Source organism: Providencia alcalifaciens DSM 30120 (assembly GCF_000173415.1).
In the GTDB taxonomy this organism is placed as follows: Bacteria; Pseudomonadota; Gammaproteobacteria; order Enterobacterales; family Enterobacteriaceae; genus Providencia; species Providencia alcalifaciens.
In genome coordinates this window covers 23,654-48,376 of the sequence record NZ_ABXW01000007.1, presented here as the reverse complement: position 1 = coordinate 48,376, position 24,723 = coordinate 23,654, and the positions used below count along the sequence as shown (strand labels likewise).

Sequence of the window (24,723 nt, the reverse complement as noted above, 5' to 3'; positions counted from 1 at the left end):
GGAAAGCGAAGATATGAATTGGAATATGAATATTTAAAAGTAAAACACTAAAGAGATTGGGCGAGAAAATAACGAGGAAGAAATAGCACGAACATAACGAGAAGAATGAAAAATCCGCACCCTGTACACATGCCACTGCCAAAGGGTGCGGTAAAAATCAATTAACGTCCGCCAAATAACGACATACTGTTGAGATCTTTAAAAATATCTTGAGAAGCTTGGAACATTGCCTTCTCTTTATAGTAATCCGTCGTTGCACCAGTCCAGTTAGTCTGTAACAACTCAGTCTTACGGGTTTCGTTCTGAATTGTGCGTGTATCCGCTAAGAAATCGAGTTTATCAATCTCTTGCAACTGTAAACCTTGTTTCGCTTCGATATTGGAGATTTGGTCCAATGCCGCTTTGATCCCACGGTTTGCAGTCTCCATACCTGCTTGCGCTTTGTCTAAATCCGCCTGTGGTGCATTCTCTTGTGGAATACGTAGCGCTTTAATACCTTCATTTAGCGCTTTAAACACATTCACCATACCTGCGCCATCTGTTTCAAACACTTGGGCACCGGTAAAATAGGTGGTCATTTCACGGTCACTGGCTACGTTCTGAGTGATTGGCTTGTCACCACCGTGGTACAGCACTTCACCATCCGCATCGATTTCAAATGGCGCTTTGTCAGATTTAAAACCTGCAAAAATATAGCGACCGTTACCATCTGTAGAGTTGCCTAACGCAACCAGCTGCTCTTTTAAGCCAGTAATCTGATCCGCTAATGTATTTCTATCTTTATCACTCAGCGCACCTTGGTTAGATGCTTGGATAATGGAGGTATCGATCTGCGTCGTCACATCCGTCATCTGAGTCAAAATGCTCATTTGCAGCGTCATACCCGTTTTCGCAAAACCACGGCTAGTGACATACTGCTGATTGCGGTTTTCAGATTGGTTAATACGCACAGCTTGGGATGAGGCTTGCGGATCATCCGAAGGTTTATTGACTCGCTTGCCTGAAGCGAGTTGGCTACCTGCCGCCATCCAACGAGCCTCTGAATTATTCATATCTTGCAGGCGTTGGTGGAAAATCATATTCGTACTTAAACGCATCGCTTAAATCCTTATTAAATTCTGATTAAATCCAATGGCTATTAATCAATTAGAACGCACGCATTAATGCATTAAATAAATCATCAACGGTCTTCAATACCTGAGCATTGGCATTAAAGAATTGCTGGATTTTTTGCATCTGAATGCTCTCTTCATTCATGTTAACCCCTGAAATTTCTTGCTCTTGGCGGTAGAAACTTTCAGTCATTTTGTTTTGGGTTTCAGAATCGATTTGCGCTTGCTTAGTACGACTACCGACATCGTTAACCAATGTGGCGTAGAAGTCTGAGAATGTCGAACCACCATCAATCAGTTTTTGATCTTGCAGTTTAACTAACTCTTTGATGTTTTCGTTGTCACCAGGACCGGCATCTTTGCTGCCCGCTTTTGCGAATTGCGCAGAATCTGTGACTAACGTTTGCATATTATTGATCACGCCATTCATCGGTTTAACGACGAAGGTATCCCCTTGATTCGGATTGTTTGTCGTGATTTTTAGCTCAATACCTTCAAATTTCAATGAGCCAGGCGTGGAGGTATCAACCTTAACCTCAACACCGTCAGGCAAGCGAGTGACATTCCACTTTCCACCATCGAAACGCATCTCATAGTTTTTACCTGTGACCTGGCTTACATCGCTGTAGCTCAAATCAAAATCAGTTTTACCCGTATTGAAGGTGTTGCTCACAACGGAGCCTTTACCAATCGCGAAAAAGTCTTTGCCCGTTTCACCATTGGAATCAAACCCTTTTTGGTGAATTTCATTAAACTTAGTCGCAAAAACTAACGCTAATTTATTGATTTTTTGATACGCAGGGTCGAGCACTTCTTGACGTGAACGTAAAACGCCACTGAGTTCTCCACCTTTAAAAGCTTCATCAGGGATTTCACGAACTTGGTCATTTGCACCGACGAAGCCAATGCTAAAACGGCTGTCATCTTTTGATGAAGGCATCGCTTCTAGTCGGTTCGCTTTTTCGCCCGTAACCAGCGGTAATCCGTTGGCAAACGTCACGTTATAGTTGCCATTTTGCTCAATGACTTTCACACCAATCACTGAGTTCACTTCATTTACTAGACGATCACGCACGTCCAATAAGTCATTGGGTTCTGAACCACTGACAGAACGCACTCGTGCGATTTGCTGGTTTAATCCCGCAATTTTTTCTGCGTAGATGTTGATATCTTTCACCTTGTTTTCAATTTGGCGGTTGATATCACGTTCCATCTCTTGCAGCTGTCTGTCAGCTTCTTTGAATTGAGAAACTAACGCGTTAGATTGCCCTAAAAATACATCAATCAGCGTTTTATCACTGGCATCGCTGCTCGCAGAGTCTAGAGCCGTAAAGAAACTGCCAATGCTACCGGACAAGTCTTCAATATCATTTGTCAGCAAGTCATCTACTTTATTGCAGTTTTTCACATACGCTTCATAATCGCCGCTACGTGCACGGGACTGGCTGTACTGCGCATTGACGAACTCATCAAACTCACGGCGAACATGGCTGAAATACGTGCCGTTACCAAAATAACCATTAGGTGTCATTGTACCGGGATTCTCCCCGAAAACAGCACTTTGGCGGTGATAGTAACCTACGCCAGCGTTTGCTAAGTTGTTAGAGATAACACTTAACCCGCCTTGCGCAGCGTTCACACCACTGAGCGCATTATTCATTACATTGTTCAGCATAAGCTTTTCCTATTCTTGGGACTGAGCGCGTTGATTGGCTGACTCAATCTCAGCGCTAGCCACTCAAAATTTTTTCACTTATTCATTTATCGGAAAGTTGGCGTAAATGTTTAGCGCAAACTTTGATTTATTGAGACTCTTTAGAAGATATCGTTTAAGTCAATGTTATAAGCCTGTATCGCCCGTGATGCTGAGGCATTGACAGGGCTTCCGGCACCCCGAATTTGGTTGATTAAGGTGATCAACTTATCGGAATATCCGGGGTCGGTTGCATACCCTGCTTTATGAAGGCGACGGGCAGCGATTTCAGGGGTTGCCGCATGTTTTACATCTTTATAACGCGGGTTTTCCGTTAACAGGCTGATATAGTCGGATATCGCCTCTTCATAAGACGCATACACACGGAAATCATCACGCATTTTGATGGTTTTGCCGTTAATGACTTCCGTCGTCATGATGTTCGTGACGGGACCTTGCCAATTTTTACCCGCCTTAATACCAAATAAGTTATGGCTGGTTTTTCCATCAGCGGTCAAGATTTCACGTTTTCCCCAGCCACTTTCAAGTGCCGCTTGTGCCAAAATCAAGAAATGCGAAATGCCACTTTTTTCACTGGCATTTTTAGCGGGTTCAATTAATTGGTTGATGAAATTGCTACTGTTCAGTGACAAGGATTTGATTTTCTGGAATGGCGAGGCTAACGCATCCCCCATAGCAGGAGCGAAACGTCGCACCATTTGTTCTAGGGCGAAAGGTGGCAATGATTGCAAATCTTGTTCGTTAAGTGGCATAAACGCGCCTTGTGCCGGCGAGTTGGGTGCCTGATCACGCGTCAGTTGCTGATACATCATCTCCCCAAATCCCAGTCCTTTTTGAGCGAGGTCTTGAGCAATTTGTTGGTCATACATGCTGGTCATCATGCGCGTTTGATCACTCGAGAACATGCCGTCTTGTGGTAAGGCAGAGCGCATACTTTTGAGCATCATTTCCACAAATGTCGCCTCAAGCTGCTGCGTCACTTGACGCAGCCCTTGTTCTGGCGATTTGTTTAATTCGCCTTTTAAACTGGTTAACGACTGAACATCATACGCAGCCCCTTGTAATAACTGCATATCACTCATTAGATGATCTCCAATTTCGCACGTAAACAACCCGCGCTTTCCATCGCTTGCAGGATAGACATTAGGTCTGTTGGCGTGGCGCCTAACGTATTGAGCGCTTGGATCACTTGGTTAAGCTGAACACTGGCATTCACTTTTTGAAGTGCGCCACCTTGCTCTTTCACACCAATATTCGTGTTACGCGTGACCACAGTTTGCCCGCCCGCAAATGGAGTATCCGGTTGGTTAACTTGCGTTTGACGCTCAACCGTCACCGCTAAACTGCCGTGCGCAACTGCACAGCTGTCTAATGTCACACTGCGATTAATGACTACAGAGCCTGTGCGTGAATTCAGAATAACTTTGGCTTCAGCCATTGGTGTGCGGACATTGAGCTCTTGTACTCGTGATAAAAAACGCACTTGATCTGTATTATTTGCTGGCACTAATAATTGAACAGTACGGGAATCTAATGCACGTGCAGATCCCATTCCACCCAAGCGGTTAATCGCATCTGAAATATCTTGCGCTAAAGCAAAACTGTCCTCGTTGAGTTGCAGGTTGATAGCCCCACTTTGACCAAAGCTATTTGGGAGTTCGCGTTCAATCATCGCACCATCAGTAATACGACCACCATTCAACTGGTTAACTTTGACACTGCTACCGCCGGCACTTGCCCCCGCACCACCAACCAACACGTTACCTTGTGCCATGGCGTAAATCTGCCCATCAACCCCTTTTAACGGGGTCATCAACAAGGTTCCGCCGCGTAAGCTTTTTGCATTCCCCATCGAAGAAACCACCACATCCACTGATTGACCAGAACGACCAAATGGTGGCATTTTCGCGGTCACCATTACCGCGGCAACGTTTTTCAACTGCATGTTGGTCCCCGCTGGAACCGTAATCCCCATTTGGGACAGCATGTTATTTAAACTTTGCGTGGTGAATGGCGTCTGCATGGTTTGGTCACCCGTACCATCCAAACCCACAACTAAACCATATCCTATTAAGGGGTTATCTCTGACCCCTTGCACTGTAGTCAGATCTTTAATTCGCTCGCTATAGGCAGGAGCAACAAACAAGCTCCCGAAAAGGCAAACAAATGAAATGAGAACGAATAATTTGTTTTTCATTGAATTTTCTCGGCTATTAGCTAACGGATGTTCACTTAGTAAGGGGATACATTTAAGAAAAAGCGCTGTAGCCACCCCATCGTTTGGGACTCGTTGATATAGCCATCACCAACGTATTCAATCCGAGCATCAGCCACTTGAGTGGAGCTGACATTGTTATCGGCACCAATCGTGCGTGGATTCACCACGCCAGAGAATCGAATAGATTCTGTTCCCTGATTAATCGCAATACGTTTTTCACCCACTACGTGCAAATTGCCATTTGCCAATAATTGGTCAACGGTCACAGTGATTGTGCCTTTAAAGGTATTGTTAGCGTTTGCGCCACCTTTCCCGTTAAAGTCGCTGTTCCCTTTCACATCAATCTCAGTGTTACTCCCGCCTAACCAACCTTGCATAAACCCAGGCAGAATTGCTGCCAAGAAACCGGTTTTTCCGCTGCGGTTTGCATTTGCCGATGAGTTTTTACTCGCGCTGACGTTCTCTTGCAGGTTGATCGTTAAGATATCCCCGACATTACGCGGTCTTCTGTCTTCAAATAGCGGCTGGTAGCCATAGTAAGCAGGTTGAGCACTCTGAAAAATGGCACCATTAGGGGCTGGGGCTGTGGGTGCAGTAGGTACTGCACTGGTTTGCGTGTCCACCAGCGGGCGAGGCTTAATATGTGCACAGCCATTTAATGTGACCGCCACAGTGGCGATCAAACAGACGGATTTTGTGGTCTGTAACACTGTTTTTCTCTGCTTAGGAACAATACCGTTTTCAATCATCATGCTACTCTTTTGCTACTGGATACCCTTTGTCATCACGAAAAACCGCTTATAGATTTTTCCATAAGCGGTCATCCTTACTTACAGCTGTGTCAGACGTTGCAGCATTTGGTCAGATGCAGAAACCGCTTTGCTGTTAATTTCATATGCACGCTGAGTTTGGATCATATTCACCAACTCTTCGGCAACGTTAACGTTTGAGGTTTCTAACATACCTTGATACAGCAGCCCTGCGCCGTTAGTTCCCGGCGCACTTTCATTCGGTGCGCCAGAACTTGCGGTTTCCATGTACAGGTTTTCACCCATACTTTCTAAGCCAGCATCGTTAATAAACGTGGTTAACGTTATTTGACCGATTTGCTGTGGCTGGTTATCACCATACACTGTCACAGAGACCGTACCATCACGCGCAATGCTCAGGCTGTTGGCGTTTTCAGGGATCATGATTGCTGGTACGACTTGATAACCACTTGATGTCACTAACTGACCATCTTGGTTACGCTGCAACGCACCATCACGAGTATAGGCATCAGTACCATCTGGCATCTGAACGTGTAAAAAACCCTGACCTTTAATCGCGATATCTGTCGTTGTACCCGTTTTATTCAAGTTACCTTGGCTATGAATACGAACAGTCGCCACAGGACGCGCACCCGTACCCATTTGTAAGCCTGACGGTAATGACGTTTGCTCTGAACTCATCGCACCCGGTTGACGGATGTTTTGATACAGTAAATCTTCGAATACTGCGCGCTGACGTTTAAACCCATTAGTACTGACGTTCGCCAAGTTGTTAGAAATAACGTCAAGGTTGGTTTGTTGAGCATCAAGCCCCGTTTTGGCAATCCATAAAGAACGGATCATAGTAATTCCTTACTAACAATTAGCTGATAGTGAGTAGTTGATTAGCACGCTGCGCATTTTCATCTGCGCTGCGGATCACTTTCATTTGCATTTCAAAATGGCGAGCATTAGCAATCATGGATACCATGGCTTCTGCGGCATTAACGTTACTGCCTTCAATCACCCCAGAAGTCACAATGGCACGCTCACTCATTGGTAACCCATTACCGTTCGCCGCTTGCGCCTGCGGTGATAAATGGAATAATCCATCTTCACCACGCACTAAATCCTGTGCCTGCGCTTCAACCACTTTGAGGCGACCAATCTGCCCCAACATCGTTGGGGGATCCGTTGCCAGCAAGGCAGTAATGGTTCCATCGTTACCGATAGTTAATTCCGCATTCGGTGGCACGTTAATAGCACCGCCATCACCTTGCAAAACTCGCTCACCAATCATTAATTCACCGTCTGGCGAAATTTGAATGTTACCGTTACGGGTATACGCTTCTGTGCCATCACCTAATGCAACAGCCAAGAAGTGTTTATCATTCAACGCAACATCCATCGGTCGACCGGTATAGTTCAGTTGACCTTGGCTCATATCCGCGCCGGGTGTTGATGCGACGACCAGTGTACGCGTCTGCTCAGTATCACCATGAATAGGCACAGCACGCATTGCCGACAGCTGAGCTTTAAAACCCGCGGTGGAAACGTTAGCTATGTTATTCGACACAATACTTTGGTTTTCAAGCGCATGACGCGCCCCGCCCATTGCGGTATAAATGACATGATCCATCGCCAGCCTCTAGGATTAACGTAAGTTAACCAGTGTTTGTAACATCTGGTCTTGAGTCTTAATGGTTTGGGCGTTGGACTGATAGTTACGCTGCATAACAATCATGCTGATCAGCTCTTGGCTCATATCCACGTTTGACGACTCTAGTGCACCACTGGTTAATTTACCGAACTGACCCACGCCAGGGACGCCGTCCATTGGGTTACCGGACGCGTTAGATGCTGCCCACACGTTACCACCTTGAGAAACTAAACCATTCGGGTTCGCAAATGCGGATAAGGCAATTTGCCCTACGACACGTTTTTGTTGGTTGGAGTAGTTCGCAACGATCAAACCGTTATCTTCGATTTTGAAGGTGGTGTATTCACCCGCTGGGTAGCCATTCACATCGATAGCGCTGACAGAAGACTCACTGACTTTTTGTTGACGAGTTTTACCCAAATCAACTTTTAGTGTTCCATCATTGGCACCATTTAAACCTTTGAATGGGAAATCAAATGTTGTTGGTAATTGAACCGTTGTATCTGGATCGCCTGGGTTTGGACCTTTGACAACTTTTTCGGTCATTAACTTACCGTTACCGTCAAACTCTAATTCACCCAGTTTTTTCGCGACGGTTTCACTTGCATCTTTCGCATGTACTTCCCACTTGTTATCGTCTTTTTTCACAAAATAGACAGAAATTTCATGGGTGTTACCTTGGCTGTCATAGGCAGTCATGGTGGTACTGAAGTTATAGGTTGCGATATCGTCTGGGTTGTTTGGATCAAACGCTTTTGCTTTAACTTTATCTTCTGAGTTCAGGTTGATGGTGAGTTTTGCTAAATCTGATTGTTTCGCATCCATCATATCCGTTGGGATATTCATGCCACCCGGAACACCGCCACTTTGTACAGTGACGTTACCTTTATCATCCACGCTCGCAGGGTAACCGGTCACCACCATGCCTTGGTTGTTCACTAAGTTACCGCTTTTATCGCGCAGAAATTGACCATCACGGCTGTAATAAACATCACCATTCTGATCTTGAACACGGAAAAAACCGTTCCCCGAAATAGCAACGTCTGTCGCTCTATCGGTACGGGTAATGGGACCATCTTTGAAGTTTTGGGTGACGGCGGCGACGTTAACACCTAGCCCAACACCGGAGCCAGCAAACATATCAGCAAATGATGTTGTCGCCCCTTTAAAACCGTTAGTTGCGGAGTTGGCAATGTTGTTACCAATCGAGTCTAGCCCCGCTGATGCTGCATTTAAGCCACTGACTGCTTGTGAAAAAGACATATTTTCTCCATAAGTGTTTGGGGAATAAAATTAAGATGCGGGATACACTTTAAAGATGCTGCTGAGTGGCACACTTTGCCCTATTCCAACATCCAGTAATGGTGCATCTGAGCCAGGTGTGACACCATTGACACGGGTATAGCCGAGTTTGGTGACCTCAATTTCAGACCCCATCCTGACGGCTTTCACATCAAAGAAATATTTACCTTTCGGGTCAGCAACCACATTGCCGTTGTTATCACGTCCATCCCATGCCATATCGTAGATATCGGGTTTGACTTCTGAGTCATAGGTGATGGTACGAATAACGGTGCGGTTTTTGTCTCGAATGGTGATTTCAACGCTATCTGCCATCTTCGGTAAGAAGAAGCCAAATGGCGATGAAATATAATCAGTTTGTGGCTCTTCGGTGCCTTCACCGCCTTCATTACCGTCTGTCGCGCCAAAATTACTCAGCCCAAAGTTGGATGGGCTATTCGCGCTAATAACATCATCAGGTAACGGGTTAGCAGGCTTAGCCACATTGCTATTTTCGCCATTACTCTCTTTTTTCAGTGGGGCGAGAATAATTTCGTTACGCGGGATAAGTACCCCTTTCCCCACAAGCTGCGTTGCTTGTAATGATTGCCCAGACCCGATTTGTTGCGAAATTCCGGTCACGCTATCGCTGAGTTTATTCATGCTCTCAAGCGTCGCGATTTGTGCCAATTGCCCCGTTAAATCCGCATTATCCATCGGTTTGGTTGGGTCTTGGTTCTGCATCTGTGTGACGATCATTTTCAAAAATGTGTCACGCATATCATCACTTTGACTTTTCTTTGGAACATTACTTGCCGCGGCAGCAGGTCCTGCTACCGAGTTATCCAAAGAATCATTCATTGAGGCAGAGATCCCCATTTCGCTTCTCCGTTACTGACCTAGCGTTAAGGTTTTCTGTAGCAATGTTTTCGCTGTATTCATGACTTCTAAGTTAGCTTGGTAGCTACGCGATGCTGAAATGGTGTTGATCATTTCACCCACGGTATCGACGTTAGGCATCTTCACATAACCCTTTTCATCTGCCAGAGGGTGTCCAGGTTTATATTCCATACGCGGAGGAGCAGGATCGTCGATTAACTCACTCACACGAACACCACCAACTTGGTTGCGACCTTGTGGCGCCATTTGGAAAACGACTTGCTTTGCGCGGTACGGTTCGCCATCAGGACCCACCACACTTTCCGCGTTCGCCATATTACTGGCGCTCACGTTTAAACGCTGAGATTGCGCCGTTAATGCAGAAGAGGAGATATCAAAAATACTGAGTAGACCCATAACCCTTACCCTTGTTGTAGAACGGCCAACATACTTTTGACTTGGCTATTGATGAATGTAAGATCGGCTTGATATTTCAATGTATTGTCAGCAAATTGGCTGCGTTCCACATCCATATCAACAGTGTTTCCATCCATTGAAGTTTGATAAGGCACCCGATATTTCAGATCCAAAGCAGCTGGTTTCATATCATGACCTTCGATATGCCCTTTGGCTGTTACAGCCAGAGAAATACCTTTTCCTTTCACCACACCTTTATCCATTGCTTGTTGCAGCTGACGATTAAAATCAATATCGCGCGCTTGGTAGCCTGGCGTATCCGCATTAGCAATGTTAGAAGCCAAAACAGTCTGTCTTGCTTCTCTTATGGACAAAGCCCGTTGCTGAAAAGCAAAGGTGGCATCTAATTTATCAATCATGGTTTCCTCAATGGATTTCAGTTAATTCTTAATTTGCTCGAGCAAAAATTAAGAATTTTTTAATTGCAGATTCTGTAAATACAAAAATTCGATGCTCATATTAGCTGCCAGAGAAAAAATCTAATGGCGGGATAAAGGCAAAATAATTGACCTATTTGCCTCATTCATTATTGATGAGATAGGTAAACTTCAAGGATGAAAAGATATGGAATGAGAGAGGGAACGGAATGAGAAACACGGTTTTTTCAATTAAATATATTCTAATTATCAGTATATTAAATCTATTTTCATTTTCTGTGCAAGCCTCTCTTCCTCAGGATATTGACCAGTATTTTCGTAAAATTCATGGTAAACAAAATAACGTTTCCATTGAAATAAAAACCCCCATCGATAAATGGCCAAATTGTGATAAACCACAAATTGGCTTACCCAGTGGGGGACGTAATATGGGTAATGTTTCATTGCCAGTACAATGTGGTAAGAAAAAACAGTACTTACAGCTTACCGTCAATGTAACAGGGCAATACTATGTTGCTACTCGCAATATTCAACGTGGCGAAACCATTGAATTTGTGGATATTGGCACAAAAAAAGGGCTTATCCATCAATTACCGTCTGGTGCATCCACCGATAAGATGGCACTTCGCGGAACATTAGCACTTCGCAATATCACAGCAGGACAAACATTTACCAACTCAATGGTCAGACGCCCTTGGGCAATCAAGGCGGGTCAAACAGTCTATGTGTTCGCCACAGGGGATAATTTCTCTGTGAAATATGAAGGTCGAGCTATCAATAATGCCGTCATTGGCGAGAACATTCGAGTTCGACTCATCAACGGACAAGTGGTGAATGGTGAAGCGCAAGAGAATGGCAGTGTACACGTTGCGCTAAACTAACTTAATTTACGTTAAATCATTAAGTTACTGCATGATAAATTTCTGTTTTTACAAAGAATTACAGGTATAATTTTTGTAATTCGTCTGAAGTAGTTGAGTACACAGTTAATTATTAGGGTTTATTCAGATAATTAAGTGAAATAACTTACATCACTGGTAATTTGAAATCGAACCGAATATTAAAGGTTCATTAATCTCTGCCGATAACTCTCTATATCAAAAATATCGGGAACAGGAAAAATACTATGGCTATTGAGCAAACATCTGCAATCTCTGCCTTGACTCAGGTAACCACTCGTGACCCACAGGAAACCGCTGCGCTAGTGCGTGAGAAAAAAGTCTCCGCTAACGAGACGGTCAAAGAGAGTACTTTCGCACCGAGTGAATTACAAAAAAAATTACTGCAACCCCAAGCTTCTGACATTGATGTCGCTAAGGTTGAAAAAATTAAGCAAGCCATCAAAGACGGCACTCTAACTATGGATGCAGGTAAAATTGCTGATGGCATTTTACGTGATGCGCACGAATGCATGCTTTCAATGAAATAAACTGAACGACTATGAACGACGAATTATTATTATTGCTAGAACAACAACTTGGCCATTTGCAGTCACTGGAAATCGTGATGAAAAATGAAGAGCTACTTTTGGGTTACCATCGTGTTCCTCCTTCCCCATTTCAGGAAACGACGGAGCAAAAGCGTTTTTTAGTTGCTGCTATTGGTCATGCTGAAAATCACCGTTTGCAACTTGAAGAGCAAGCACAAATCACCGCGCCGTATGAAGGTAATCCAGCACTTAGCCACACTTGGGATGCGATTAAACATTTAACGACCATGTTAAAGGATTTAAACTATCGTAATCACCAAATGCTACAGCTGCACATTGAGCTCAATACACAGCGCTTAAATTTTGTGAAAAAGCATAATAATCAATCAACTTACGGTGCTGATGGCTTAGAATCTAAACGTCCTGCGTTAGGGAAGAAAATTTCTATTTAGATTCACCTCAAAGCTTATTCCCTCGCCCCTTATTGACTTATCTGATTAAATAATCAGAGCTTTTTGATTGATTAAATTTTGTCTTTCTTACTTTGCTCTTTGCTCCAACTTCACTCTCTATCCACCCTATCTTTCTCATTCTTGAGCCTATTAGCGTCATTTCTTCAATGTGTTCACCATCCATTTATTAATCATAAATAGCTACCGTCATTGCCCTCAATGCCTCTAAATTCACCTTAGCGAGATTTGAAGCCATTCCTTATGGTTCAATGTACATTTATTAAATGCTTATTGAGTCTCTTTTATCTAAAACTGACAAACAAAAAAATAGGCAGTTAGTGAAGCGCTATAACGCTAATCTCACTAAACTGCCTATTGTGATGCTTATTAATACCTAATCGACTCGCAATCAGTCGAGTGTTTATGAGCCACTGATCATCGATGTCATTCTAATTTTACGGTGATCCGTCATCTCTAAGTTAGACATAACCACTAACTGTGGCAAGCTACGGCGCAAGAAGCGAGATAGAATTAATCGTAATGTATGGTTCACTAACAGCACCGTCGGTGCCCCCATGGCTTCTTGATGCGCCACGGCCTCTTCCGCTTGTGTCTGAATAAACTGAGCTAGGTTTGGCTCCAAACCACCACCATTTTTCGCGGCTTGTAGCAAGATTTGCTCTAACTTAGCATCCAAACCAATGACTTGAATTTCTTCTGCACTGCCAAACCATTGCTGTGTAATCGCTCGTCCCAGTGCAATACGTACCTGAGATGTCAGGTAATCAGTGTCTTTCTGCTCGCCATTTTCTCCTGCCATTTCAGCCAGAGTTTCAATGATGGTGCGCATATCACGGATCACCACATCTTCCATTAAGAGGTTTTGTAACACGCGGTGCAAAATAGTGAGTGAAATCGTGTCTGGAATCAGATCGTCTGCCAATTTCGGCATCTCTTTTTTCACGCGGTCAAACAACATCTGTGCTTCTTGGCGACCAAAGAGAGTGCTTGAATATTGCAGTAAGATTTGATTAAAGTGCGTCGCAACTGCCGTACTTGCAGACACCACGGTATAGCCTTGGATCTGAGCTTGTTCGCGTAAATCATCATCAATCCATACCGCAGGCAAGCCAAATGCAGGTTCCTTGGTCACATCACCTTGTAGTGTTCCTGCCGCATTACCTGGATCTATCGCTAAATTTCGTCCAGGTTGCGCTTCGCCACGCCCAACCTCAGCCCCTTTTATCAGGATTCGGTATTCACATGGAGAAAGTTCTAAGTTATCGCAAATATGTACCACTGGCGGTAAATAACCCACTTCTTGAGCAAACTTTTTACGGAGTCCACGCAGACGACCTAATAACTCGCCTTGCTGATCATTATCAACCAAAGGAATTAAACGATAACCGACTTCCATTGCCAACAAATCTTCCAGCTGTACATCATCCCATGTGGCTTCGACAACTTTGTTTGCTTCTTGAAAATGCTGAGCTTGACTGTCATCCATGGCTTTTTCAGGGCTACGAGAGCGCTTAACCAAATACCATCCTAATGCAGCCAATGCCACAGTGAACAGTAGGAATACAAAGTTTGGCATACCCGGAATAAGACCAATCAGCCCCAATACCCCAGCACTGAGCCACATGACTCTCGGGTTATTGAACAGTTGGGTCACCATCTGCTCACCAACATCTTCATCCGTTGCCACGCGAGTCACAATAACCCCCGCCGCGGTCGAAATGATCAAGGCTGGAATTTGTGCGACCAGACCATCACCGATAGTTAATAAGGTATACGCACTCGTCGCATCACCAAGGCTCATATGGTGCTGACCCACACCAATGATCAGACCACCAATGACGTTAATGACCATGATCATGATACCGGCGACGGCATCCCCACGGACGAATTTACTCGCACCATCCATTGAACCGTAAAAATCAGCCTCTTGGGTCACTTCTGCTCGACGTTTTTTCGCTTCATCGTCATTGATAATTCCGGCATTTAAGTCAGCATCAATTGCCATCTGTTTACCCGGCATTCCATCAAGAACGAAACGCGCACCCACTTCCGCGATACGTCCCGCACCTTTGGTGATGACCATGAAGTTAATCAAAACTAAAATAATGAAAACGACAATACCGATGGCAAAGTTACCGCCAACAAGGAAATGACCAAACGCTTCAACCACTCGTCCCGCCGCATCAGGTCCAGTATGACCATCGAGTAAAATAATTCGCGTTGAGGCAATATTCAAAGAAAGACGTAACAACGTTGCGAACAGCAAAATGGTAGGAAATGCTGCAAAATCCAGTGTGCGTTTGGTAAACATCGCCACTAACAGCACCATAATAGAAAGTGCAATGTTAAAGGTGAATAATAAGTCGAGCAAAAATGCCGGCAATGGCAAAACCATCATCGACAAGATCAGTAAAATCAACACAGGTCCTGCGAGGATTTGCCACTGAGTTCCTTGTAAATTTTTCGGCAATTTTAATAGTGCAGCCAAATTAGCCATCGCGATTGTTATCTCCAGCAAAATCCAGCGTCGGTGGCACTGGTAAATTTTTCGGTTTCTTAGGTTTCAGGCCGCCCTCACGACGCCAACGGCGCAATTGGTAAACCCATGCTAAAACTTCTGCTACTGCTGCATACAAGGCAACAGGAATACTTTGCCCAATTTCCGCATGGCGATACAAGGCACGCGCAAGCGGTGGTGCTTCAAGTTGTAAAATTCGGTGTTCTGCGCCTATTTCTTTAATACGCTGAGCAATTACGCCCGCCCCTTTCGCTAAAACTTTTGGCGCCCCCATTTTTTTGTCATCATATTTTAGGGCGACAGCATAGTGGGTTGGGTTAGTCACAATCACATCTGCACTTGGGACATCTGCCATCATTCGATTTCGAGCAATCGCCCGCTGTTGTTGGCGAATTTTGGCTTTAATATGTGGATCACCTTCTTGCTGTTTAAACTCATCTTTAATTTCTTGGCGACTCATTCGCAACTTTTTCAAATGGGAGCGAAACTGATAAAACACATCAAATGCCACCATGGGAATTAACAGAAAGACAATTAAATACCCTGCAAAAATCACTTTCTCTAACGCATTTGCTAGTGCTGTAGTCGGAGGCTCCATCACCAAGTGCAGTAACGATGGCCAGCTTTGCCATAAAAAAATCGATGCCCCTAACCCCACAAAGACACATTTTAAAATCGCCTTAAATAACTCAGATAAGGCATTCATCGAAAAAATTCGTTTTAATCCTTTAATCGGATTTAGCTTTTTTAAATCGAACTTGATCAGCTTGCTGTTGAATAGCAGCCCACCGACCAGTGAAGACGCCGAAATCCCCACGAGCGCCAACCCACCAATAATGGGTAATAGTGCAAATAATGCCTCACTGACAACTCGCCCAAGGTAGCTAAGCATAAGCCCAGTATTTTGCAGGTAGTGCCCGTCAAAAATAAATCCTTGGCGCATAATTTGCCGTAGCTGCGTTGCTAAATGCCCACCACTCAGCCACAGTAAACTGACTCCTGCCAGCATCATCATGAGGGAGCTCAATTCTTTGGATCGAACAATTTGCCCGTCGTCTTTCGCTTTCTGCTTTTTATGGGGCGTGGGTTCTTCTGTTTTTTCTACATCACTTTCGTCGGACACGTAGCTTCCAAAAAATTAGCCTATACGCATAGTCGCTATAGCATGACAGAGTGTAAAAAAATCAATGGTGGAAAATAGACATACTTCGCAGGGGTTTTTGGGCTATTGGGCAATATGGCAGCAACTTTGCGAAGCGCTTCGCAATAAGATAAAGAAGAAGCCAAAGAGACGACTTAAAAAATCACGCGTTCTAATTCCCATGATGTAGAATGGAGTATATTGACAGCATGAATGCTAACTCTTCTATTTATAATAGGTAATATTTATTATGGCTCTGATCCCCAAGAACTATGCTCGCTTAGAAAGTGGCTACCGTGAGAAAGCACTAAAAATTTACCCGTGGATATGTGGGCGCTGCACACGGGAGTTCGTTTATTCAAATTTAAGAGAGTTAACGGTTCATCATATTGATCATGACCATACCAATAATCCTGAAGATGGCAGCAATTGGGAACTATTATGCTTGTTCTGCCATGATCATGAACACTCTAAATACACTGAAGCAGATCAATACGGTACCAATGTCGTGGCAGGAGAAGATGCCCAAAAAGATGTCGGTGAAGCCACCTATAACCCGTTTGCAGATTTAAAAGCGATGCTGAATAAAAAGAAATAGTTCCTATCGCCCGTTTCTATGCGCAGGTCTGAGTGGAACTCAGGCCTACCGCGGGCATCCTCATTGGTACATCTTGTTCCCCATACACCATCACGCTATCCAGCTATTTGCACGAAAATGCAATTTATGACATCCCTTCTGCGAAGCGCTTCGTAAACCAACATAAACACATTCGATATGTCTGCATGTCCTGCATAAAACTGCATTGCGCCTTTCTTCTTGTCTCGTGTACAAAAAACAGCTTTGTCTACCCAACGAAGTCCATTGAAGCATTTTTCGATATTTAAAAAGGAAAATAGAGTATCTGAATTTTTCGGTAAATGGAGGTAAATTGATTTCTCGTTCAAAATATATGCTACATTTCCCCGTTTCTGAACACGGGTACTCGGATGCCTGGTAAATGTAGCATGTATATCAAAAAAGAGTTGCGATGACGGTAACCAATAAAATGAAAAAGACGGTGAGTGTAACTGTCTCCCCTAAACTTTATGAATAAGCGAGAAAAGCCAATTTGAATTTCTCCCTCGTGTTATCCAATGCTTTACTAGCTGAATTTAAAAAACTTGAGGCGTTAAAATGGAAAGCAGATAACCAAGATGGTTTTCAGGAACTCAATAGGATCAGTAAAGGATATGAAATTTTTTCAGAGGAATATAAGGCGCTTTAATGCAATATTGTGTCTATCAAGCTAAAAAAGAGCTAACCAACTATCCTTATCTTTTGGATGTACAAAGTGACATTATTGATATTCCTTTATACTTATGACTCATTTGATGTCAGCCATCTCTAAATCCATGCTAGGAAAAGAGATTATTTGCATTGAGTACCAAAGAGATAAAATCAAAAGTGCGATAGATCTGCTGGTCGATGGATTTTGATTAAAAATCGCTAATAAAATAATGATGCACAACTACCCTAAATAATTTGAGCCATAGCAAGAAGGCAAACTCAGCCAATAATGCTATAGCTCAAAATATCATGAAGGAGCGAACGAATTAGAAGCCTAATTCATCTAACAGATCATCCACTTGCGACTGTGATGCCATCACATTCACACCTTCTTTATTAATCTGAGGACCATTGAGCAAGCTTTCACTTTGAGTCTTCACTCGCATTTCTGGTGGTGTATTTTCCATCAGCAACGCTAATAGCTGTTTCTCTGCTTCTTCAACCACTTCCATCATTTTTTTGACGACTTGACCCGTTAAGTCTTGGAAGTCTTGCGCCATCATGATTTCTAGTAATTCAGCTTTAGTCACTTCACTATCTTGGATAACTTGACCTAAAAAGGCTTGCGTAGATTCGCGCAATTCTAATGATACCTCACCAGAGGCGGCTTCTTCCCACTGCTGCTGCAACGCGATTGCATTTTTGTTCATGTCCACTTGCAACGGCTTGATAACATCAATACCGTTGAGTGTTTTTTCTGCCGCTTGGGCTGTCATTTGGGCAATATAACGCAGGCGATCTTTACCGTCTGGAATACTTGCTACTGCCTGCTGAACACTTTTCTCAAGACCCAACTCACGCATACTTTCACGTAAGGTTCTCATGAGAGTACCAATGCGCGTAATGACGTGTTTTAAGTCTTCATTGCCAGTCCCATTACGGCTGCCATTCATTGTTACTTGTTCAATCATCACTGTCTCCTTTACCGCCCGCGATTATTGCAGCCCCATTTTTTCAAATACTTTATTTAATTTTTCTTCGAGGATAGCGGCGGTAAACGGTTTCACAACATAGCCGCTGGCACCAGCTTGTGCTGCCGCAATGATGTTCTCTTTCTTCGCTTCTGCCGTTACCATTAACACAGGGATATGTTTGAGTGCATCATCACCACGAATGGTTTTCAGCAGTTCTAAACCATCCATGTTTGGCATGTTCCAGTCAGCAACAACAAAGTCGATACTCCCAGCACGGATTTTTTCGAGGGCATCAACACCATCTTCCGCTTCTTCAATTTTGTTAAAACCAAGTTCTTTTAATAAGTTACGGACGATGCGACGCATAGTAGAAAAGTCATCGACAACCAGAAAACTCAGATCTTTAGCGGCCATAACCACTCCTTCAAAAATACAATGATAAAAAACTGCCACCACTACACGGTAACAGTAGAAAGTTTTGTTAATACGCTTGGCGCGATTTTTAGCAAGTCGAGTACTTCATCCGCTGCGTTCATTTCAATTGCTGCACGAGGCATGCCGAATACCACGCAACTACTCTCGTTCTGGGCATAAGTGAAAGCCCCTTGTTGGCGCAGATTGAGTAACCCTTTTGCTCCATCCATTCCCATGCCTGTTAGCAAAATGCCAATACATTTACGCCCGACATGTTTTGCAACCGAATCAAATAAAACATCGACAGAAGGACGGTGACGGTTAACGGGTTCACTTTGTTCTAATACGACTTGATAGCCTTTGCCTTTATCAGCAATCAACATATGCGAGTCGCCCGGCGCGATATACGCACAGCCTTTTTGGAGAATTTCGTTGTGTTCCGCTTCTTTCACGGTAAGCGCGCACAATTTGTTCAAACGTTCAGCAAAAGAACGAGTAAAGCCTGCTGGCATATGCTGAGTGATCACCACGGGAGGACACTCTCTTGGCAGCATTTCTAAAAATTGACGAATCGCTTCTGTTCCGCCCGTTGAAGCACCTACCGCTATCACACGGTTATTGCATACATAAGGTGTTAGCGGTTTTACCAGTGTTGCCGGTTCAGATGCTTTTTTCTCCGTACGGGCAAAGCGATTACGCTGCGACATTTTAGACATCGCTGCAGCACGAATTTTTTCACCGATCATGTCGCGGTAACTCATCATGGTTTCGCGAATACCAATCTGAGGTTTGGTGACAAAATCTACTGCCCCTAGCTCTAGGGCTTTCAGTGTTACTTCAGAGCCTTTGGACGTTAAGGTAGAAACCATCACAACGGGAATAGGATGCAAGCGCATTAATTTTTCTAAAAAATCAATGCCATCCATTCGCGGCATTTCAACATCGAGGGTGATAACATCTGGCTCCAGTTGCTTAATCAAATCACGAGCAACATACGGATCTGGCGCGGTATCGACCACCTCCATATCATTGTGGCTATTGATAATTTCACGCATCAACTGACGCATCAGAGCAGAGTCATCGACACACAATACTTTTATTTTTTTCATTGTCCTCTCCTCGCCGACGCTAAGCTGTAGACGGTCTGTCCATTGATCACAAACTGCTTAGTCAGTTGCGAAATATTTTCAGAGTGACCAATAAACAATAAACCATCTGGCTTGAGCAATGGCGCAAAGCGCTCTAGCAGTTTTATCTGCATTTCCTTGTCAAAATAAATCATGACGTTCCGGCAAAAAATCGCATCAAATCGATGCTGTAATTGCCAGTCGCCCTCAGTGAGATTTAAGTAACGAAACTCAATCATGTTGCTAAGTGCAGGTTTTACGCGGGCAAAACCTTCGTACTCCCCAACACCTTTCATGAAATAGCGCTGCCGTTGCAGAGCCGTCAGGGTTTTCAGCTCTTCGACTCGATAGATCCCTTGCTTCGCTTTTTCTAATACTTCCGTATCAATATCACTCGCAACAACCTTGCTATTGACTGCATTAGCGCCCAAAACATCGCTGATTGTCATGGCGATGGAATAAGGCTCTTCTCCCGTTGAGGAGGCCGCACACCAAATATTGACATTGCTATTGCGGCGACTTTTTAAAAAGTCAGTTAATGTCGCAAAATGATGAGGCTCACGAAAGAAAGCCGTTAAATTTGTGGTCAGTGCATTGACGAATGCTTGCCATTCCGCATTTAATGGTTCGCGTTCTAGCATTCGCAGGTAGTCAGAAAAATTGTCGATATTACAGTCACGTAAGCGCTTTAATAAGCGGTTATAGACCATATTTTTCTTATTCATCGTAAGGACTATTCCAGACTTTTTATGAATAAATCGACAAACCCGACCAAATTCGTCATCAGTCAAAGGTTCTATCTGTGGTACTAATAGCATCGTACTTGTCGTCCTATTCAATAAAAACCGGCGAGGCAGCCGAAAATGGCTGCCTAACTATCGTTGTCTATATTGCAACGTCATGCTTCACGCTCATGACGTAGCTGTCTATCACCGTCTAATGCGAGTAGATTGCTCAGGTAACTCGAAAAACGCGACAGTATCGACCAAGTTATTCGCTTGATCTTCAAGTGCTGCGGTTGCACTGGTTGATTGCTCGACCAACGCGGCGTTTTGCTGTGTAACAGAATCCATTTGGCTAACCGCAATAGCGACTTGTTCAATACCACGGCTCTGCTCATTCGATGCAGAAGCAATGTTCCCCATTAATTCAGTGACCTGATTAACCGCTGCCACTAATTCATCCATGGTTTGCCCTGCTTCATTAACCAGCTGAGAGCCTTGATTTACACGCCCAACAGACTCATCGATTAATCCTTTAATTTCTTTCGCTGCCTCTGCACTACGTTGTGCTAACGCACGAACTTCACCTGCAACCACAGAGAATCCACGACCTTGTTCACCGGCACGCGCAGCTTCTACCGCCGCATTCAATGCAAGAATGTTGGTTTGGAATGCGATACCGTCAATAACACTAATAATGGCGCTAATTTTTTGGGAACTGTTAGAAATTGCCGTCATCGTGTCAATCACACCAACGGTGATTTCGCCACCTTTGGTTGCCGTACGTGAAGCACTTACCGCTAATTCACTGGCTTGACGTGCGTTATCCGCGTTCTGTTTAACCGTCGCAGTTAACTCTTCCATACTCGCAGCTGTTTCTTCTAATGACGCCGCTTGCTGTTCGGTTCTTGATGATAAATTATTATTGCCTAAAGCAATCTCACGAATACCCGTATACATTTGGTCTGTATTCGAGCGAATTGAGGTGACCGTTTTCGCTAATGACTGCTGCATCACTTTTAATTTTTCGAAAACATCACCAATCTCGTCACGGAAATTAATTTCAATATTCTGATTTAGTTTTCCTTCCGCAACGTGCATAAAGTGTTCACTCATGCTATTTAATGGCGAAATTACTTTACGTTTTAACCAAAGGTGCACGACAGCAATCACACAGAAAATGATGACAACCACCGTGAAAAATGAAGTCCAAGCGAATTGGTTATAAAATCTAGCGTCAGCAATTGATTCATTACTTTCAGTATTTAAAACAGAAAGATAACCATTAATAACACCAATCAGTTCGTCTTGATTTTGTTGAGCGGGTAAGTTGATATACGCGGCAACATCGTTATTATCCAGTGTGCCCCTCAGCGCTTTTAGCGTGACGACAAACGCATTGTATTTTTCTTCTAATGAGCCGAGATTTTCTTTTTCACTCAGCACTGGCTGAGTTTTAAATTCGTTATAGGATTTATTGGCTGCGACTAAATAGTTATCGAAAACACCACGGGTTTCTTCGATTAATGGAACGTGGTCACCGACTTTCATCAGTAAAGCAATTTGGGTCAGGCTATTACGTGCCTGCATTAAGTTTTTGCTGGTTTCTTCCAATAATGCGCGTTTTTTAGAACCCATATCGATGCGTTCTAGTGCATTTAATTCGCTGTTCACTATGCCGACAGAAACGCCGCTTGACGTTAACTGCATGCCACAAAACAGGATCAGGAGTAAGTATAAGCTCACTGAAATTCGGATATTCTTTCCTAACATATTTAATCCCCTACTTATGTCAGCCAAAAATTTGGCTCTTTTTAATTATCGAGCTTAAACATATAAAAACGCTGTGAGAGAAACTCTCACAGCGCCAGATCAGATTTAGCCTTAAAAGGTTTCCCAGTTATCGTCATCTTTATGATTTTTCGATGCGATTTTGGATAAATCTGGTGTTTTAACAATATTAGATACTGTTCTTGGTGCAGGTTGTGCGTTGCGTACTTTTGCTTGATCCATTGCAGGTAAACGGAAAATGGAGATCAACTGAGAAAGCTTAGCGACTTGCTCTTCCAGTACATTTGCAGCAACAGCAGATTGTTCCACCAGCGATGCGTTTTGTTGAGTGACTTTGTCCATCTCTTCAACTGCGATGCTCACTTGTGAAATGCCTTTGCTTTGTTCATCTGACGCGGTTGCGATGTGCGTCATGATGTCAGTAACACGAGTGACTGAGTCGACAATTTTTGTCATTGTTTCGCCAGCATTTTCTGCTTGACGAGCCCCTACGTCTGTTCTAGAAACAGAGTCTTCAATCAAGCCTTTGATCTCTTTTGCTGCATCTGCGCTGCGTTGAGCAAGACTACGAACTTCATCAGCAACCACCGCAAATCCACGACCATGTTCACCAGCACGCGCGGCTTCAACGGCAGCGTTCAGTGCAAGAATATTGGTTTGGAAAGCAATGCTGTCGATAACCGCGGTAATATCAGAGATTTTTTGCGAGCTATCTGCGATGTTGCGCATGGTATGAACCACGTTAGACACCACTTTGCCGCCTTCTTTTGCAATAACAGAGGCTTGGCTAGCGAACTCACTGGCTTGATGCGCGTACTCAGTGTTTTGTTTAACCGTCGCCGTCAGTTCACTCATACTTGCTGACGTTTCTTCTAAGCAAGCCACTTGCTGCTCGGTACGCGAAGATAAGTCATTGTTACCCGCTGCGATTTCAGTGGTACCCTGATAGATAGTTTCACTGCCATCCAGTACACCACGAACCGTGTTGATCAGCTCTTGTTGCATGTGTTGGGCACCACGCGCTAACTCACCAATTTCATTGTTCGCTGAGGTATCAATTTTTGGCGTTAAATCCCCTGAAGCGAACACTTTAATGCGCTCGATCAGTGTATTTAATGGCTCAGTGATCCCTTTACGTACATAGCGATAGCTAATCACGCTGATCACCGCTAACAGTACCGATAAAATAACCAGTAAATATAGAGATTGACGGTAATTGGATTCTGCATTCACCACTTCATTTTCAAAATCTGAAGAAATTTCACCAAAATAGAGGCCAAACTGCTCTTCAAATTTGGCTTGTAGCCCTGAAGTTCTATGCGCATAGAAGCCGTTTAAGTCCCCCTTCTCTGCATATTCCGCCAATTTGGTTAATGCAACACGGTAATCCTCGTAGGATTTCAGTAAGTTATCAAATAACCCCTTATCCACATCTGCGTTTGCCATCAACTTTCTGTAGCTGTCATACGCTTCATCGGCGGCTTTAAATTTACCTTTCGCTGAAGCAATAAGATCCGCAGCAGAAGCATCATCTTTAATGCTTAACTCTTCTAATAAATACGCGTTAATGGAGCGGTTTAAGTCAGAACGAGCTTGCAATAAGTTGACCCAGCTTTGAGTCAGAACGAGTCTTTGGCGTTGGAGAGAATTCAAATAATTAATACTGTCGCTGTTATCACCGAGTTTGGTAAACATCAAACCACTCGATACCAGCTGCAATAAAATAAATACAAAAATAACGGACAAAAGTCCTGATACGATTTTAATTCGACTGTACATGGTGTTTTACTAACATAGTGTTGTTGTAGTTTGGATATCGGACAGTTGCTCAAAAACTTTAGTTAATCACTTACCATTTTTGAGCAAATTATCAGCGGATTTAACTGCGCATTATTCCGCGATGTTGTCGATTAACGCCATTTCTTCGCTGGTCAATAACTTTTCAATATCAACCAAAATCAACATGCGCTCCCCCACAGTACCTAACCCTGTTAGATACTGAGTCGATAACGTCACAGCAAAATCTGGCGGCGGTGCAATTTGTTCTTCATGTAGAACTAGCACATCAGAAACACCATCAACCACAATACCAACCACGCGATCTTTTAAGTTCACAACAATGACGACGGTATTGTCGTTGTAGACCACATTTTCATGGGAAAACTTAATACGTAGGTCGATAATTGGAATAATCACGCCACGTAAATTGGTTACACCTTTGATAAAATCTGGGGTGTTCGCAATCCGTGTCACTTGCTCATAACCGCGGATTTCTTGCACTTTTAAAATTTCGATGCCGTACTCTTCTTCACCAAGCGTAAAAATGAGGTAGCCTTCGCCATTCTTTTCTTCTTCAAGCTTATTTAAATCGTCATCTAACATAGACATGGTATATAACCT

The 24,723-nt window shown here is 43.6% G+C and carries 25 protein-coding genes and 1 pseudogene; 6 read left to right on the top strand and 20 right to left on the bottom strand.

Features of this window, described 5'->3' with window-relative positions; genetic code table 11:
* Positions 1-161: 161 nt before the first annotated feature.
* The 11 genes from flgL to flgB all read right to left on the bottom strand — a co-directional run bounded on the left by flgL (position 162) and on the right by flgB (position 10,449).
* The gene (gene flgL / locus PROVALCAL_RS02560) at positions 162-1,097 is read right to left on the bottom strand and encodes a flagellar hook-associated protein FlgL (protein ID WP_006662048.1); all 936 of its coding nucleotides are present in this window, start codon (positions 1,095-1,097) and stop codon (positions 162-164) included.
* A gap of 49 nt (positions 1,098-1,146) precedes the next feature.
* Positions 1,147-2,787, bottom strand: a complete 1,641-nt coding sequence (flgK, locus tag PROVALCAL_RS02555) for a flagellar hook-associated protein FlgK (RefSeq protein ID WP_006657517.1) — start codon at positions 2,785-2,787, stop codon at positions 1,147-1,149.
* A 140-nt stretch (positions 2,788-2,927) separates the two neighbouring features.
* Positions 2,928-3,908 (bottom strand): flagellar assembly peptidoglycan hydrolase FlgJ, encoded by a 981-nt coding sequence (gene flgJ / locus PROVALCAL_RS02550; RefSeq protein ID WP_006657516.1) that lies wholly within the window; start codon positions 3,906-3,908, stop codon positions 2,928-2,930.
* The gene (locus PROVALCAL_RS02545) at positions 3,908-5,023 is read right to left on the bottom strand and encodes a flagellar basal body P-ring protein FlgI (protein ID WP_006657515.1); all 1,116 of its coding nucleotides are present in this window, start codon (positions 5,021-5,023) and stop codon (positions 3,908-3,910) included. The genes flgJ and PROVALCAL_RS02545 overlap by 1 nt, the downstream gene beginning before the upstream one ends.
* Before the next feature lie 35 nt (positions 5,024-5,058).
* Positions 5,059-5,793 carry a flagellar basal body L-ring protein FlgH gene (locus tag PROVALCAL_RS02540; RefSeq protein ID WP_036960776.1) on the bottom strand — a complete coding sequence of 245 codons (735 nt, stop codon included), beginning with the start codon at positions 5,791-5,793 and terminating at the stop codon, positions 5,059-5,061.
* Between the two features lie 81 nt (positions 5,794-5,874).
* Positions 5,875-6,657 carry a flagellar basal-body rod protein FlgG gene (gene flgG / locus PROVALCAL_RS02535; RefSeq protein WP_006657513.1) on the bottom strand — a complete coding sequence of 261 codons (783 nt, stop codon included), beginning with the start codon at positions 6,655-6,657 and terminating at the stop codon, positions 5,875-5,877.
* Between the two features lie 19 nt (positions 6,658-6,676).
* The gene (locus PROVALCAL_RS02530; protein ID WP_006657512.1) at positions 6,677-7,432 is read right to left on the bottom strand and encodes a flagellar basal body rod protein FlgF; all 756 of its coding nucleotides are present in this window, start codon (positions 7,430-7,432) and stop codon (positions 6,677-6,679) included.
* A gap of 15 nt (positions 7,433-7,447) precedes the next feature.
* The gene (gene flgE, locus PROVALCAL_RS02525) at positions 7,448-8,716 is read right to left on the bottom strand and encodes a flagellar hook protein FlgE (RefSeq protein ID WP_006657511.1); all 1,269 of its coding nucleotides are present in this window, start codon (positions 8,714-8,716) and stop codon (positions 7,448-7,450) included.
* A 30-nt stretch (positions 8,717-8,746) separates the two neighbouring features.
* Positions 8,747-9,613, bottom strand: a complete 867-nt coding sequence (locus tag PROVALCAL_RS02520) for a flagellar hook assembly protein FlgD (RefSeq protein ID WP_006657510.1) — start codon at positions 9,611-9,613, stop codon at positions 8,747-8,749.
* Between the two features lie 12 nt (positions 9,614-9,625).
* On the bottom strand, positions 9,626-10,030 hold the full coding sequence (gene flgC / locus PROVALCAL_RS02515) for a flagellar basal body rod protein FlgC (RefSeq protein ID WP_006657509.1): 405 nt from the start codon (positions 10,028-10,030) through the stop codon (positions 9,626-9,628).
* Between the two features lie 5 nt (positions 10,031-10,035).
* Positions 10,036-10,449 (bottom strand): flagellar basal body rod protein FlgB, encoded by a 414-nt coding sequence (gene flgB / locus PROVALCAL_RS02510; RefSeq protein ID WP_006657508.1) that lies wholly within the window; start codon positions 10,447-10,449, stop codon positions 10,036-10,038.
* Between the two features lie 227 nt (positions 10,450-10,676).
* Here flgB and flgA point away from each other — a divergent pair, with 227 nt between their 5' ends.
* The 3 genes from flgA (at position 10,677) to PROVALCAL_RS02495 (ending at position 12,348) form a co-directional block, all read left to right on the top strand.
* On the top strand, positions 10,677-11,348 hold the full coding sequence (gene flgA, locus PROVALCAL_RS02505; RefSeq protein ID WP_006657507.1) for a flagellar basal body P-ring formation chaperone FlgA: 672 nt from the start codon (positions 10,677-10,679) through the stop codon (positions 11,346-11,348).
* Positions 11,349-11,593: 245 nt separating this feature from the next.
* Positions 11,594-11,896 (top strand): flagellar biosynthesis anti-sigma factor FlgM, encoded by a 303-nt coding sequence (gene flgM / locus PROVALCAL_RS02500; protein WP_006657506.1) that lies wholly within the window; start codon positions 11,594-11,596, stop codon positions 11,894-11,896.
* 11 nt (positions 11,897-11,907) lie between these two features.
* Entirely contained in the window at positions 11,908-12,348 is a 441-nt protein-coding gene (locus PROVALCAL_RS02495) for a flagella synthesis protein FlgN (RefSeq protein ID WP_006657505.1), read from the top strand.
* Between the two features lie 421 nt (positions 12,349-12,769).
* On the opposite strand, the gene flhA is transcribed toward PROVALCAL_RS02495, so the two are convergent.
* Positions 12,770-14,866, bottom strand: a complete 2,097-nt coding sequence (flhA, locus tag PROVALCAL_RS02490; protein WP_006657503.1) for a flagellar biosynthesis protein FlhA — start codon at positions 14,864-14,866, stop codon at positions 12,770-12,772.
* Positions 14,859-16,010: a flagellar biosynthesis protein FlhB gene (flhB, locus tag PROVALCAL_RS02485; protein WP_006657502.1), complete on the bottom strand. Its 1,152-nt coding sequence runs from the start codon at positions 16,008-16,010 to the stop codon at positions 14,859-14,861. Before flhB ends, flhA begins: the two co-directional genes overlap by 8 nt.
* A 268-nt stretch (positions 16,011-16,278) precedes the next feature.
* Between flhB and yajD the strand changes: the two genes are divergently transcribed.
* The 3 genes and pseudogenes from yajD to PROVALCAL_RS20220 all read left to right on the top strand — a co-directional run bounded on the left by yajD (position 16,279) and on the right by PROVALCAL_RS20220 (position 17,504).
* Positions 16,279-16,626 (top strand): HNH nuclease YajD, encoded by a 348-nt coding sequence (yajD, locus tag PROVALCAL_RS02480; RefSeq protein ID WP_006657500.1) that lies wholly within the window; start codon positions 16,279-16,281, stop codon positions 16,624-16,626.
* A gap of 508 nt (positions 16,627-17,134) precedes the next feature.
* Positions 17,135-17,293: pseudogene (locus PROVALCAL_RS02475) on the top strand (type II toxin-antitoxin system CcdA family antitoxin); the annotation flags it as partial.
* Between the two features lie 94 nt (positions 17,294-17,387).
* Positions 17,388-17,504, top strand: coding sequence for a hypothetical protein (locus PROVALCAL_RS20220; RefSeq protein WP_409371730.1), 117 nt, complete (start codon positions 17,388-17,390; stop codon positions 17,502-17,504).
* 117 nt (positions 17,505-17,621) lie between these two features.
* Here the strand turns inward: PROVALCAL_RS20220 and PROVALCAL_RS02470 are convergent, their stop codons facing one another.
* The 7 genes from PROVALCAL_RS02470 to cheW form a co-directional block, all read right to left on the bottom strand.
* Positions 17,622-18,266: a protein phosphatase CheZ gene (locus PROVALCAL_RS02470; RefSeq protein ID WP_006657497.1), complete on the bottom strand. Its 645-nt coding sequence runs from the start codon at positions 18,264-18,266 to the stop codon at positions 17,622-17,624.
* Between the two features lie 24 nt (positions 18,267-18,290).
* Positions 18,291-18,683, bottom strand: a complete 393-nt coding sequence (gene cheY / locus PROVALCAL_RS02465; RefSeq protein ID WP_004909843.1) for a chemotaxis response regulator CheY — start codon at positions 18,681-18,683, stop codon at positions 18,291-18,293.
* A gap of 41 nt (positions 18,684-18,724) precedes the next feature.
* A complete protein-coding gene (locus PROVALCAL_RS02460; RefSeq protein WP_006657495.1) occupies positions 18,725-19,792 on the bottom strand; it encodes a protein-glutamate methylesterase/protein-glutamine glutaminase in 1,068 nt (355 codons plus the stop codon).
* Entirely contained in the window at positions 19,789-20,628 is an 840-nt protein-coding gene (locus PROVALCAL_RS02455; protein ID WP_006657494.1) for a chemotaxis protein-glutamate O-methyltransferase, read from the bottom strand. The genes PROVALCAL_RS02460 and PROVALCAL_RS02455 overlap by 4 nt, the downstream gene beginning before the upstream one ends.
* Positions 20,629-20,739: 111 nt before the next feature.
* Positions 20,740-22,305 carry a methyl-accepting chemotaxis protein gene (locus tag PROVALCAL_RS02450; RefSeq protein ID WP_006657493.1) on the bottom strand — a complete coding sequence of 522 codons (1,566 nt, stop codon included), beginning with the start codon at positions 22,303-22,305 and terminating at the stop codon, positions 20,740-20,742.
* 111 nt (positions 22,306-22,416) lie between these two features.
* Complete coding sequence (locus PROVALCAL_RS02445; RefSeq protein ID WP_006657492.1) at positions 22,417-24,102, bottom strand: methyl-accepting chemotaxis protein; 1,686 nt, start codon at positions 24,100-24,102, stop codon at positions 22,417-22,419.
* Between the two features lie 111 nt (positions 24,103-24,213).
* The gene (gene cheW / locus PROVALCAL_RS02440; protein ID WP_006662059.1) at positions 24,214-24,711 is read right to left on the bottom strand and encodes a chemotaxis protein CheW; all 498 of its coding nucleotides are present in this window, start codon (positions 24,709-24,711) and stop codon (positions 24,214-24,216) included.
* Positions 24,712-24,723 lie beyond the last annotated feature (12 nt).

Coding starts and splice junctions, on each gene's coding strand:
- flgL (WP_006662048.1), bottom strand. CDS start 1,097: ATGCGTTTAAGTACGAATATGATTTTCCACCAACGCCTGCAAGATATG.
- flgK (WP_006657517.1), bottom strand. CDS start 2,787: ATGCTGAACAATGTAATGAATAATGCGCTCAGTGGTGTGAACGCTGCG.
- flgJ (WP_006657516.1), bottom strand. CDS start 3,908: ATGAGTGATATGCAGTTATTACAAGGGGCTGCGTATGATGTTCAGTCG.
- PROVALCAL_RS02545 (WP_006657515.1), bottom strand. CDS start 5,023: ATGAAAAACAAATTATTCGTTCTCATTTCATTTGTTTGCCTTTTCGGG.
- PROVALCAL_RS02540 (WP_036960776.1), bottom strand. CDS start 5,793: ATGATTGAAAACGGTATTGTTCCTAAGCAGAGAAAAACAGTGTTACAG.
- flgG (WP_006657513.1), bottom strand. CDS start 6,657: ATGATCCGTTCTTTATGGATTGCCAAAACGGGGCTTGATGCTCAACAA.
- PROVALCAL_RS02530 (WP_006657512.1), bottom strand. CDS start 7,432: ATGGATCATGTCATTTATACCGCAATGGGCGGGGCGCGTCATGCGCTT.
- flgE (WP_006657511.1), bottom strand. CDS start 8,716: ATGTCTTTTTCACAAGCAGTCAGTGGCTTAAATGCAGCATCAGCGGGG.
- PROVALCAL_RS02520 (WP_006657510.1), bottom strand. CDS start 9,613: ATGGGGATCTCTGCCTCAATGAATGATTCTTTGGATAACTCGGTAGCA.
- flgC (WP_006657509.1), bottom strand. CDS start 10,030: ATGGGTCTACTCAGTATTTTTGATATCTCCTCTTCTGCATTAACGGCG.
- flgB (WP_006657508.1), bottom strand. CDS start 10,449: ATGATTGATAAATTAGATGCCACCTTTGCTTTTCAGCAACGGGCTTTG.
- flgA (WP_006657507.1), top strand. CDS start 10,677: ATGAGAAACACGGTTTTTTCAATTAAATATATTCTAATTATCAGTATA.
- flgM (WP_006657506.1), top strand. CDS start 11,594: ATGGCTATTGAGCAAACATCTGCAATCTCTGCCTTGACTCAGGTAACC.
- PROVALCAL_RS02495 (WP_006657505.1), top strand. CDS start 11,908: ATGAACGACGAATTATTATTATTGCTAGAACAACAACTTGGCCATTTG.
- flhA (WP_006657503.1), bottom strand. CDS start 14,866: ATGGCTAATTTGGCTGCACTATTAAAATTGCCGAAAAATTTACAAGGA.
- yajD (WP_006657500.1), top strand. CDS start 16,279: ATGGCTCTGATCCCCAAGAACTATGCTCGCTTAGAAAGTGGCTACCGT.
- PROVALCAL_RS20220 (WP_409371730.1), top strand. CDS start 17,388: ATGACTCATTTGATGTCAGCCATCTCTAAATCCATGCTAGGAAAAGAG.
- PROVALCAL_RS02470 (WP_006657497.1), bottom strand. CDS start 18,266: ATGATTGAACAAGTAACAATGAATGGCAGCCGTAATGGGACTGGCAAT.
- cheY (WP_004909843.1), bottom strand. CDS start 18,683: ATGGCCGCTAAAGATCTGAGTTTTCTGGTTGTCGATGACTTTTCTACT.
- PROVALCAL_RS02460 (WP_006657495.1), bottom strand. CDS start 19,792: ATGAAAAAAATAAAAGTATTGTGTGTCGATGACTCTGCTCTGATGCGT.
- PROVALCAL_RS02455 (WP_006657494.1), bottom strand. CDS start 20,628: ATGCTATTAGTACCACAGATAGAACCTTTGACTGATGACGAATTTGGT.
- PROVALCAL_RS02450 (WP_006657493.1), bottom strand. CDS start 22,305: ATGTTAGGAAAGAATATCCGAATTTCAGTGAGCTTATACTTACTCCTG.
- PROVALCAL_RS02445 (WP_006657492.1), bottom strand. CDS start 24,102: ATGTACAGTCGAATTAAAATCGTATCAGGACTTTTGTCCGTTATTTTT.
- cheW (WP_006662059.1), bottom strand. CDS start 24,711: ATGTCTATGTTAGATGACGATTTAAATAAGCTTGAAGAAGAAAAGAAT.